The sequence below is a fragment of the Chamaesiphon sp. VAR_48_metabat_403 genome (assembly GCF_031422475.1).
Lineage (GTDB): Bacteria > Cyanobacteriota > Cyanobacteriia > Cyanobacteriales > Chamaesiphonaceae > Chamaesiphon.
Map to the genome: position 1 here is coordinate 1 of NZ_JANPLS010000284.1, position 13,017 is coordinate 13,017.

Annotated in this window: 6 protein-coding genes and 1 pseudogene; 2 read left to right on the forward strand and 5 right to left on the reverse strand. The window is 45.8% G+C overall.

Annotated features, from left to right (window positions below; translation table 11 throughout):
- Positions 1-262 precede the first annotated feature (262 nt).
- Positions 263-553: pseudogene (locus RMO79_RS13415) on the forward strand (ATP-binding cassette domain-containing protein); the annotation flags it as partial.
- A 41-nt stretch (positions 554-594) separates the two neighbouring features.
- On the opposite strand, the gene RMO79_RS24575 reads toward RMO79_RS13415, so the two are convergent.
- From RMO79_RS24575 to RMO79_RS13440, 5 genes are all read right to left on the reverse strand, one after another.
- Complete coding sequence (locus RMO79_RS24575) at positions 595-972, reverse strand: photosystem I reaction center subunit IV (protein WP_396136592.1); 378 nt, start codon at positions 970-972, stop codon at positions 595-597.
- Between the two features lie 213 nt (positions 973-1,185).
- Positions 1,186-4,257 (reverse strand): MFS transporter, encoded by a 3,072-nt coding sequence (locus tag RMO79_RS13425; protein ID WP_310483666.1) that lies wholly within the window; start codon positions 4,255-4,257, stop codon positions 1,186-1,188.
- Positions 4,258-4,777: 520 nt separating this feature from the next.
- Positions 4,778-5,620, reverse strand: a complete 843-nt coding sequence (locus RMO79_RS13430; protein ID WP_310483667.1) for a universal stress protein — start codon at positions 5,618-5,620, stop codon at positions 4,778-4,780.
- 300 nt (positions 5,621-5,920) lie between these two features.
- On the reverse strand, positions 5,921-8,344 hold the full coding sequence (locus RMO79_RS13435; RefSeq protein ID WP_310483668.1) for a right-handed parallel beta-helix repeat-containing protein: 2,424 nt from the start codon (positions 8,342-8,344) through the stop codon (positions 5,921-5,923).
- A 904-nt stretch (positions 8,345-9,248) separates the two neighbouring features.
- Complete coding sequence (locus RMO79_RS13440; RefSeq protein ID WP_310483669.1) at positions 9,249-9,416, reverse strand: hypothetical protein; 168 nt, start codon at positions 9,414-9,416, stop codon at positions 9,249-9,251.
- Between the two features lie 109 nt (positions 9,417-9,525).
- On the opposite strand from RMO79_RS13440, the gene metH reads away from it, so the two are divergent.
- The coding region (gene metH / locus RMO79_RS13445) for a methionine synthase (protein WP_310483670.1) at positions 9,526-13,017 on the forward strand (3,492 nt) is incomplete at its 3' end.

A 13,017-nucleotide genomic window follows, 5' to 3' on the forward strand; every position in this document is an offset into this window, starting at 1 on the left:
CACGTTGAGTAGCCGAATGAAGTGAAAGTTTCATGTTCGGTTTCGGATAGGAGGGGCGGAGTGGTAACACTCCCCTCGACCTTACCCCCACAAACGTCGCTTGTTTCCCCTGTCTTGTCTCGCCTTTTTTGACGGGGAACCCGTCCAAAGGCGAGCCGCAAGTAAAGCACCTTTTCAAGACAGGGGGATTTCTAGGGTTTTCGCTTTTATCCAAACTTGTGTATACACGGTAGGTTGAGGAGCGGAACGCTGTCTTGATTAGGCATTGACTAGAGTAGGATTGGGCGATCGATTACTCAATCGTCCCAGTCAACTATCCGGCGGACAACAGCAGCGGGTGGCAATTGCGCGATCGTTAGTCAATCAACCTGCCCTCCTTCTCGCTGATGAACCGACTGGCGCATTAGATACTCACACAACTCAAGATGTGATGAAGTTACTTACAGACCTCAACAACCAAGGCATCGCGATCGTAATTATTACCCACGAACCAGAGATTGCCGCCCAAACTCACCGCAAAACCGTGATGCAGGACGGTCTAATTATTGGTTGATGTTAGTTCTACAAATTCATCCCACAAATCTAATACTCGATTTATCGAGCTTCCGTACCCTGATTGGGGGAACCTTCAACAAAGGTGCTATCTGTTGCTGCGGATTCTGCTTCTGCGCCAGGTCTGACATCGGCTTTCATGTCACCTTGTCCGGTACGACGAGTTGCTGGATCGATGGTAGTTTGCTTGCCGCCAGCAGCCGCAGTCGATTGCGTTTTTTTAGTCGGAGCGGCTGTTTCTTGTAATTCGTGCACTGCATAATTATTGGTGTTGACACCTGCATAATTTACTTTTTCAAACCGCACGATGACCGGATATTTAATCCCACTTTTATCCACTGCCGCTACAATTCCTTCTTCCCGAAACCAGTAAGACTCTGGGCGGAGAATCCGAACTTTAGAACCACGTTCGATCGCCATATTTTCCTCTATTTATGCTGTATATTAAGGATTGCCAAATTTTAGCAAAATCGCACCCGATCGGGTATCTATCTTTTGGTAGATCTTCGATCGGGTGCGGAAGGGGGTTTGGGGGATTCGGAATCTAGAAACGAAGCCTAGCGGACTTGTGTATACACGGTAGCCTCCGAGGAGGGGATTTTCCTATAAAACCTAAAATCTAAAGCCTAAAGCCTACCCAATTGAAATCATCGGAGTAACAGCGATCGATCCGGCGGTGGCGGCGGCGATACCAGAGGTGAAGGCGGTGGCAAATAACCACCAGGCGGCGGTGGCTGCGGCTTTGCGGGTAGCTTCGGCTTGGGCTTGGGCTTGAGACTTGAGATCGTCTAGACGAGATTGAATTTGGGTTTGGATGCGCTCGGCTCGGCGCAAGAGATCGGTGCGAACTTGTTCGACACGATCGATCAGTCGGTTGGCATCGGCTTGAGAGATATCGTCCCGCGAACTGATGACGGCGACTAAGGTATCGCGATCGAAATGCGAGAGTCTGTCGCGGAGTGCGTCGAATCCGGCGTTAGGATCGTCGAAAAGTTGTTGCACGTCGGTTTTAATGCCATCGTAGTTGAGTTCGGGACGTTCTAAGGCATTGAGATAGTCGCGAACTTTGCCCAGAATGCCGTCGATAACCGATTGCATTTTGGCTTTAATGGCTTCGAGTTGATGGTTAAACCTGTCGCGCACGGCGAGGACTCGATCGACAATTTGCGCGGCTTCGGCTTCAGATATATCTTGCCGTTGGGACAACAATGCGATAACGGTCGCTCGATCGACATGAGCGAGTCTGTCGCTCAATTGTTCTAAACCCAGTCGCGGATCTTTGAGCAGTAAGCTCAACTCGCGCTCGATGGCTTCGGGGTTGAGTTCTTGTTTGTTGGTGTTGCGAAGGTAATCTTCGAGGGTAGTTTGGAAATCGGTAACTTTGGATTTAGCGCGCATGGCTAACCGCTGCGGGGTGCGGAGAACTTGCCGAATCGTATCCTGTACCCGATCGATCGCCGCGTTGGCTTCGGCTTCGGTGAGATCGTCCCGCTGGCGGAGCATCTGCACTAAGGTATCCCGATCGATCTGACTCAAGCGATCGCGAATTGATTCTACTCCCATTTTGGGGTCTTGAAGCAGAGTTGTTAGATCGCGTTTGATGCCGTCGGGATTGAGTTCCGATTTACCCGTCCGGCGCAGATAATCGGCGATCGCGCTGGTGGTATCTTCATACTGGGCTTTGGCTTTATCGGCGATCGCGGCTGGGGTGTGGGTAACTTTTTTCCAGTTAGATTCGACCCGATCGAGGATATTATTTACTTGGTCTGGGTTGAGATCTTTACGCTGGGAAAGCAGTTGAACGAGAGTATCGCGATCGAAACTATTCGCCCGATGTTTGATGTCGTGTAAGCCGCCTTGCGGGTCGTCGAGCAGCTTTTGGAAGTCGCGCTCGATGCTTTCGGGATTGAGTTCGTCTTTACCCGTATTGCGAAGGTAGTCGCGAACTTGCTCCCATTGAGTGGATACTCTGGTTTTAATGCCCTGCTGGAGTCCTTCGGTATCGGCGATCGCGACAGTTAAAATCGGGTTGAGGGTTTGGGCGATTTGTGACTTTTCGGCTGGGGTCAGATCGGCGCGTTGCTGAAGACTGGTTAAGGGTCTTTGCTGGAGCTGTGAGAGCCGCTCGTGTAATTCTTGCGGATCGGCATCGGCATCGATTAATAGTGCCTTAAATTCCGTGCTAGCCGCCGGAGCGAGGAGCTGCTCTTTTGGGGTCGATTGGAAGTAGCGATCGATCTGCGCTTGCATGTTGGCGAGCATTCCGGCGGATTCGGTGGCGCGGACTTGGGCTAATACCTGCTGGCGAACGCGATCGAGACTGCCTGTAATGTCGGCGATTTGAGCTTGGGTAAATACGCCGCGCGATTGTAAAATTGCGCTAAATTCAGCGGGGGCGAGGGCTTCTAGACTTTGGCGAATGGTTCTAGCATTGGCATTGGGGTCGTAGAGCCTGTCACGAAATTCCTGCTCGATCCGATCGGGGGTGAGTTGCCAAGAGTAGGTATCGCGTAAATAATGCTCTACGTCCGATCGAATCGCACTCGCACCGGGCGATAATGGTGGCGTTTTGTCAACTACTTTTTCGGCTTGAGTTTGGATGGTAGATCCAGCCGTTTTAATCTGTCCTTTAATTTTTTCAACATCCAAATCGGATAAATCTACCCGACCTAAAATTATGCCCATTAAGGTACCCGCAATCTGCTCGAACTGGCTGGAATTTTCACCATGTCCCAGCTCTTTTGTCATCTGGTCGAGTTGCTGGGCAAAGCCGCCGGAGAGTAAGTCTTGGGGTTTCGCCGACTTAACTAAATCGAGCATTTGTCCGATTTTTCCACCGGGTTTTAAACCACCCATCGTCCCCTGCCACGATCGATCTAATTCATCGACAATCTTTTTAACATCGCGGGGTGAAAGATCGGTGCGTTCTTTGAGCAGACTTTCAAATGTGTCCCGGCTGAGGGTGGGTAAATGGTCTTTATCCACAACCTTATTCAATTCCGAATCTTTGAGCATTTTTTCAAATTCGGCTCGCAATCCCTTAACATCTAGTTCTGGCGATTTTACCTTACCGACCAAATCTTGAAAAGAAGCTTTTACATCTTGCGGATCGATATAGGCAGTCATTTCGCGCCGGACGGCAGCAGCAACAGCTTCTGCCGATGACACCAGTTCGGAACTAGCCGCTTTGGCTCCCAGCGCGGCTGTTGCCGTGCCGAAGACAGCTTGAAACCCTCTAGTCGCCGTATTTACCACCGAGCCGACGAGCGAACCAACAGTCGTGGAGCTAATCCAGATTAAAATCGAGAAATAAGCCGCCCAAATTGCCAGTCCCACAGTCGCGCCCAAGACGCTACTACTCACCAAACTCAGCTTTACAGCCAGCAAACAAGCAAAAAACAGAGCGATGCTCACCGTTACTAACGTCCAGATTCCCACCGCCGTTCCGATCGTATTAATCGTACTGCCAGATGAAGAACTGCGCTCTGATTTATGGTCGTGCGCCGACAAACTCAATACCGACATCCCCGCCGCCACCGAAAAATTGGTCAGCAGCATCTGAAATCCAAACGTCAAAAACAAGCCAGCAACTAAAGCCGTAAAAAACTGCGGCCCAGAAAAAGCGATCGTCGTCTGACGAATCGGATCGACTTGCGCGAGTAAAGTGGCGGCATCGCTGAGAAAAATTGACCTAAATACAAACATCGCTCTGTTCCCTTTTGTTCGGAGTAAAATTTAGATGGCAGCTAAACCGAGTTAAAATTCGCGGCAGCATTTCTAACCGATCGATTCTATTCAACCGCTAATTACTACTCCGAGCCAACTTCCCGATGAGAGAGGCACAAGATTTTGGTTCTATTCCCAAAGGTGGATGTTTTTGGGAGATGGGAGCGAAAAGTGCGGTCTTGGGGTTCCCCCTGTCTTGTCTCACTTATTTTGACGGGGAACCCGCCCAAAAGTGAGCCGCTGTCTTGTCGTTTTCTTATTCGGGGGGAACCCCCGTTGGCGGAGCCTCTCCGACAGGAGATATAAAAACGCCGCTGTCTTGTCTCACCCTTTTTGACGGGGAACCCGTCCATTCGCGTAGCGTCTCCGTTAGGAGAAGGTGAAGCCCAAGTAGAGCACCTTTTCAAGAGAGATGGGATGGGGGGGATTTCTAGGGTTTACGCTTAACAAATTAGACTTTTCAGACACCCTCTAACACCTAACACATCAAGCCCAAAGCCTAACTTACCGATCGATTCAATAGTACCGGACAAGGAGCTTTAATGCGAACGTAATCAGAAAGAGAATTACCTAATAACCGATCGATATCTGGTAAATTTTTCGCGATCGAAGGACGACGATCTGGCGAACCGACAGCAATTAGATCGACATTAAACTCTTCGGCTGCTTTACAAATTTCCTTACCAGGATCGCCAGTTGAGACGATACATTTATAGGCTACGCCTTGTTTTTTAGCTTCGTTAATTGCGGGTGCAAAAATCGGGTCGCGTTCGGGATTGACGATCGCATCGGCAGCTTTTTTATCTGACTTAATTTGAATTAACAGTAATTGACTACCCTTAATATCGCGTAACATCGACAGAGCTAATTTAAGCGATGCTTGAGCGGGAGGCGAGTTATCGTATCCCACCATAATCTTATTAATTTTTTTGATGTCTACATCATCTTTGACCAATAACATCGGTCGCGAAGTAAGCTGAAAGACATATTGACTGACAGAATTAGAGAGAATCGATTCTAACCGATTGAGTCCGCGCGAACCCATGATAATCAGATCGGAATTTTCTTCATCAGCAATTTGACAAACGGTATCTTTCGGATCGCCTTGCTTTAAGCGGACGTTAACTTTAGCAGGATCTAATTTGAGATATTCGATCGCATCGGCAAGAATTTTACCGCCATCGGTGAGCTTTTGAGCCATGAGTTCGGCGGTGACTTGGGGCGTAACTACGTGCAAAATGGTGACATTCGCACCCTGGATGGCAGGAATTTCCATTAGCATTTTGAGCATTTGTTCGCATTTACCCAATCCAGCAACGGCAATTAAAATATTCTGAATCATATTTGTAGTGTACCTTTAATTCTTGAATTAGTTAGTGTTGAGATAGATTTCGACCTCCCCAGCACTAAAATTATGTAAGTATTTGTTATATCCTCGATTTTGCACTGTCACCCGACCCATAATGTCTCGATCGCAACATTATTTATCATTTAACACCGCTAACAGCTCGCAGTTAGACAATACAATACCCGTAAGATTGAGATCGGTTTCAATCCTACGGGTACATAATAAATTGTCCCGATCTCAAGAATTAATGCGATCGGGACGAGATTATTAATTTATGCTGTTAGTTACGTTGCTTTAAGCAAATCCTAAAGGCTTAGAATTAGCTGATGCAAATGAAAGCTCGGTTGCGAGTAAATTACTAGGAGTAACCAAACCTAAGCCAGTTACACCAGAAGTTGTGATGCGATTACCCAAACCTTGATTATCAATTGGACGACCGCCGTTACCACCAAAGTTACTGTTAGTCAGCTTGATGGTGTTATTGTTGCCTTCAATTTCTAGCCCGTTGTCAGTATTTCCGACAAAGCTAGCTTGGGAGAAGTTAAACAAGTTATCGGTACCGTTGATATCAACGCCATCCGCATTATTATTAAATGTGGTGTTGAAGAAGTCTACAGTATTTTTGCGACCAGTGAAGTCGATTTGGAAACCATCATCAACGTTGTTGTTGAATTTACTGTTACTGATGGTGACTTTGTTATTTTGACCGTCGATTTCAAACCCTTCTTCTTTGTTAGCGGTAGAAAGGACGTTATCCCAGACGATCGTATTGTTAGCACCAAAGATATCAAAACCGTCGTCACTGTTACCACGGAACTCGGAATTTTTGACGGTGACTGAGTTACCAGTACCAGTAGCATCGATGTCAAAACCATCCTCGGTATTGTTGTTGAGCTTACTGTTATTGATGCTAACTTTGTTGTTCTGGCCGTCGATCTCGAAGCCTTCTTCTTTGTTACCAGAAGAGAGGACATTATCCCAAACAATGTTATTGCTAGTACCGAAAATATCGAAACCATCATCACCATTGTTACGGAATTCGGAATCTTTGACGATAACAGAGTTGCTGCTACCAGTTAGGTCGATATCAAAACCATCGTCGCCATTGGCATTTAATTTGCTGTTGTTGATGGTAACACTGTTGCTTTGACCATCAATTTCAAAGCCTTCTTCTTTATTTGCAGTCGAAAGGACGTTGTTCCAGGTAATGGTATTGCTGGTACCAGCGATATCAAAACCATCATCGCCGTTATTCCGGAATTCAGAGTCTTTGATAGTGACAGAGTTACCAGTACCAGTAGCATCGATGTCGAAACCGTCATCGATGTTGTTATTTAATTTACTATTGGCGATCGTAACTTTATTGTTTTGACCGTCGATTTCAAAGCCTTCTTCTTTGTTAGCAGTAGAAAGAACATTGTTCCAAACAATCGTGTTGCTGGTACCAAGAATATCGAAACCGTCTTTGCTGTTACCACGGAACTCAGAATTGTTAACCGTTACTAAATTACCAGTACCAGTAGCATCGATGTCAAAACCATCGTCACCGTTGGTATTTAACTTGCTGTTGTTGAGGGTGACTTTGTTATTTTTACCATCGATTTCAAAGCCTTCTTCTTTGTTACCAGTAGATAGAACGTTATCCCAAGTAATGGTATTGTTGGTACCGAGGATGTCGAAACCATCATCACCGTTGTTGCGGAATTCAGAATCTTTGACAGCAACAGTGTTACCAGTTGCGGTTGAGTCAAAATCAAAACCGTCATCAACGTTGTTGTTTAATTTACTGTTATTGAGGGTAACTTTGTTATTTTTACCATCGATTTCAAAGCCTTCTTCTTTGTTGCCTGTGGAAAGGACGTTGTTCCAAATAACTGTGTTGTTAGTACCGAGGATATCGAAACCGTCTTTGCTGTTGTCGCGGAATTCGGAATTGTTAACAGTAACGGAGTTACCAGTACCAGTACCATCAATGTCAAAACCATCGTCACCGTTGTTATTTAATTTGCTGTTGTTGAGAGTAACTTTATTATCTTTTCCATCGATTTCAAAGCCTTCTTCTTTGTTACCTGTGGAAAGAACGTTGTCCCAAGTAATGGTGTTGTTGGTACCGAGGATGTCGAAACCGTCATCGCCATTATTGCGGAATTCAGAATCTTTGACAGTAATAATGTTATTGGTACCACTAGCATCGATGTCAAAACCATCATCGCCGTTGGAGATCGAATTAACCTTGTTAAGAGCGATTTTGCTATTGGTGGCATCGATTTGAATACCATCGCCTTTGTTGCCATTGAAGGTGACGTTATTCAGGTTCAATGTGCTGTTAGTGCCATTGAGATCGATCCCATCATCAGTGTTGTTGAGGAATACGCTGTCATTCACAGTCAGATTGACATTAGTACCAGTAGTAATGCCATCGCTACCGTTAGCAAATGTCAAGCCATTGAAAGCAACTGTGGAATTAGTGATGAAGAATAAATCGGCTACCGAGTTGCCAGAGATAGTCAGGTTATTAGCACCCAATCCGTTGACAATTAGGTTGCTGGAGATCGTCAATGGACTGGCGATCGTAATTTGAGACTTAGGTGCGAGGGTAAAGTCAATTATATTCGATCCGCCGAGCGTATTAGCTGCGATGATCGCTTCTCGTAAAGTCAGGAAACTATCGTTAGCATTGGTGATATCAGTAAGACTATTGACTTTAAAAGATGCCATTTTAGTTTCCTCAAGAAGATAGATAGATGATATCTGAATCTGGATAAAAGTCGTTTTTAGCCAATGTAAAACTGATGCTAGTTAAGAATCAAAGCATCACTCACTATTGCTCGATCGATTCAATTCGATCGATAATCTGAAGATTTCAGACCGATCTGCAAAAAAAATTACAGATAAGACTGCATGGATTTTGATAAATGGAGCGATCGTCTAAAAGCTGCCACTGCAATTACAAGGCAATGGATACTTATTAGATCGATTCTGTTTTTGTCGAAATTTCGGGGTATAATTCCGGTCTCTGACTGTACTAGTTACACCAATTTTTAATCGATCGAGGTCAATATTAGATAGAGACAATCGATGCTACTGCCGATTGTAAAAGTAAGCTTGATGATAGTAGCAAGACAGCAAGATTCGCTTACCAACTATGTTTGTGGTGGTTGCAAGCTCAAACAAGCAAACCAGATCGGTTTGTAAATAGTTAAATACAAGCAATCCGATTTAAATACATTCTCTAAACAGTACTGACTAACATTGTCGGTCGATTAGATATGTAACGCTTATGCTAAGAAGATAGCATCCATTATCAAAAAGATGATGTGTTACAGAACACCTTGACGTGTCAAAAAAGTGTAAAAAATGATGCAAAGTCAATATTTTACCTTTGAACATCAATATTTATAGTAGATTGCTAGGGTTGATAGTAGGCTCGACCTAGCTACTATTCTTCGAGCCACCTCTGATGTCTAAGGGTGCTAATTATGAAAACGATCTAAATTAGCAGTCTATATTTTTCTGATGCATAATAATTTGTAAAGGCGATCGGCATAAATATCTATAAATGTAGATTAGGCTTTGCCTACGCTACGCGAACGAGTGTCGATATCGATAAATTCAACGCAATCTAGTTAGTTACCGATCGCGAATAGACTTTATGACGATCTCGCAGATAGTATAGTCTTTCGATTCTCTTACAGAGAGGCTTTGCCAACGATTGAATCGTTCCAGTAAATAGATCGGTTGCGCCACCAGATGATGCACCTGCGTAGCATCTCTGATGAATAGTCAGCATAAATTTGGCTATAATAAAGTCCTAGCAATATCTCCAACTATCTAATTAGTTAACGGATCTCCATTGATATTCTAAAAATACTCAGATAATTCTCTACCCTACCGATTCTATGACAAGTCCCTTTCTCGCGCGTCTCCACAGTCCCGAACGTCCTGTCATCGTCTTCGATGGGGCGATGGGTACCAATCTTCAAGTTCAGAACCTCACGGCAGCAGATTTTGGCGGTGCTGAATATGAAGGCTGCAATGAATATCTCGTCCATACGAAACCCGAAGCAGTAGCCATCGTACATCGGGATTTCTTGTCTGCTGGTGCGGATGTAATTGAAACCGACACCTTTGGCGGTACCTATCAAACCTTGGCGGAATATGGTTTGCAGGATAAGGTTTATTATCTCAATAAGACTGCTGCCGAACTTGCCAAAAAATGTACGGCGGAATTTTCGACACCTGAGAAGCCTAGATTTGTAGCAGGTTCGATCGGCCCTGGGACTAAATTACCTTCGATCGGACATATCGGTTATGAAGAGCTAGAGCAAGCATACACCGAACAGGCTACGGGCTTGTATGACGGTGGTGTAGATCTATTTCTGATTGAGACTTGTATGGATGTGCTGCAAATCAAGGCAGCAATTAGTGGACTTGAGCGAGTGTTCAAGGATAAAGGTGAGCGGCTACCGATTATGGTGTCGGCGACATTTGAAAATCCCCAGGCGACGATGCTGTCTGGTAGTGATGTCGCAACATTATTAACCGCATTACAACCATTCCCGATCGATATTCTAGGGCTAAATTGTGCGACTGGGCCAGACTTAATGGCTCCCCATATTAAGCACCTGTGCGAACAATCGCCGTTCGTGGTTTCTTGCGTGCCCAATGCGGGACTACCTGAAAATATCGGTGGACATGCTCATTACAAATTAACACCGATCGAACTCAAATTGGCGATGCACAAGTTCGTCGAAGATTGGGGCGTACAAGTAATTGGTGGTTGCTGTGGTACGCGCCCAGAACACATCAAAGCTTTGGCGGAAATTGGTTCAACTTTACAAGTCAAGGAACGTCATCCTGAATTTGAACCAGCGGCATCTTCACTGATGTCAATTCAGCCTTATCATCAAGATAATTCCTTCCTAATTATCGGCGAACGCTTGAATGCTAGTGGCTCGAAGAAGTGTCGCGATTTATTAAATGAAGAAAACTGGGATGGTTTAGTTTCGCTGGCTAAATCTCAAGTTAAAGAAGGTGCCCATATTCTCGATGTCAACGTTGATTATGTTGGACGCGATGGTGTCAAAGACATGCACGAGGTGGTTTCTCGTGTGGTCAATAACGTGAGTTTACCGCTGATGTTGGATTCCACTGAGTGGGAGAAAATGGAAGCCGGATTGAAGGTGGCTGGTGGTAAATGTTTAATGAACTCCACCAACTATGAAGATGGCGAAGAACGCTTCTACAAAGTATTGGAAATTGCCAAGAAATATGGGGCGGGAATCGTGATTGGGACGATCGATGAAGAAGGCATGGCACGCACCGCCGAGCGGAAATTTGCGATCGCCCAACGTGCCTACCGAGCGGCGGTAGAATATGGTATTCCTGCTTATGAGATATTCTTCGATCCTTTAGCACTACCAATTTCTACCGGGATTGAGGAAGATCGGGAGAATGGTAAAGCCACCGTCGAATCGATTAAAATGATTCGCGAAAATCTGCCCCAATGTCACGTTCTACTCGGACTATCAAATATTTCCTTTGGTCTAAATCCTGCCGCGCGTCAAGTATTGAACTCGATGTTCTTGCATGAGTGTATGAATGCTGGTATGGATGCGGCGATCGTTAGTCCAAATAAAATTCTTCCCCTCGCAAAAATCACTCCCGAACATCAGGAGATTTGCAAGAACTTAATTTACGATCGAAGACAATTTGATGGTGATATTTGCACCTACGATCCGTTAGGTTTGCTCACCACCATGTTTGAAGGGGTGACAACTAAACGTGATAAAGCCGAGGATGATAAATTACCGCTCGAAGAGAAACTTACCCGCCATATTATCGACGGCGAACGGGTGGGATTAGAAGCGAATCTAATGAAAGCGATCGAGAAATACCCACCCCTCGATGTGATTAACATTTATCTCCTCAATGGGATGAAAGTAGTCGGCGAACTATTCGGTTCGGGACAAATGCAATTACCCTTCGTCTTGCAATCTGCCGAAACGATGAAAGCCGCTGTTGCTCTACTCGAACCTCACATGGATAAAGCCGATACGGGTACGAGTAATTCCAAAGGTAAATTCGTAATTGCTACCGTCAAAGGCGACGTGCATGATATTGGTAAAAACCTCGTCGATATCATCCTCTCCAATAATGGTTATGAAGTAATCAACATGGGGATTAAACAATCCGTCGAAGCGATTATTCAAGCCTACGAAACCCACAAACCCGACTGTATCGCTATGAGCGGACTGTTGGTAAAATCCACCGCCTTCATGAAAGACAATCTCGAAGCTTTCAACGAAAAAGGGATCACAATTCCGATTATCCTCGGCGGTGCTGCTCTGACTCCCAAATTTGTCTACAACGACTGTCAGAATGCTTATAAAGGGCAGGTAATCTACGGCAAAGATGCTTTTGCCGATTTGAACTTTATGGATGCCCTCATGCCCGCCAAACTGGGCAACAAGTGGGACGACACCCACGGCTTCCTCGATGATGATGGAAACCCGATTAAAGTCGCCGTTGAAGTTGAAGCACCCAAAGAAAAGGCAGAGAGTAACGAGCCAGTCGTCATCGACACCGTGCGATCGGAAGCGGTAGGATTGGATATCGATCGACCTACCCCACCATTCTGGGGTACCAAAATCATCAAGGATGAGATCGTGCTAGAAGATCTATTCTGGCACATGGATCTCCAAGCCCTGATTGCCGGACAATGGCAATTCCGCAAACCCAAAGACCAAACTCGCGAAGAATACGACGCATTCCTCGCCGATAAAGTCCACCCAATCCTCGAAGAGTGGAAAGCCAAAATCCTCACCGGAGAATGGCTCGAACCCCAACTCATCTACGGTTATTTCCCCTGTACCGCCGAAGGTAACTCCGTCCACGTCTACGACCCCAGCGTCATCGAGCAAGGCTTAACCCCCCAAACATCCACCCCCGTAGTCACCTGGACATTCCCCCGCCAAAAATCGATGCGTCGCCTCTGTCTGGCGGATTTCTTCCGCCCCCTCTCCGAGAATAAATTCGACGTATTCCCGATGCAAGCCGTGACGATGGGCGAAGTCGCCAGCGAAAAAGCCCAAGTGTTATTCAAAGCAGATAATTATGCCAACTATCTCTACTTCCACGGCATGGCTGTCCAAATGGCTGAGGGTTTAGCCGAATGGGGACATGCCCGCATCCGCAAGGAGTTGGGTTATGGAGATTTGGAGCCAGATAATATTCGCGATATGTTGGCGCAACGCTATCAGGGTTCGCGGTATAGTTTCGGCTATCCAGCTTGTCCGAATGTGGCGGATCAGTTGCAGCAGTTGAAAATCATGGGTACCGAGCGGATGGGGATGACGATGGATGAGAGCGAGCAGCTCTATCCTGAGCAG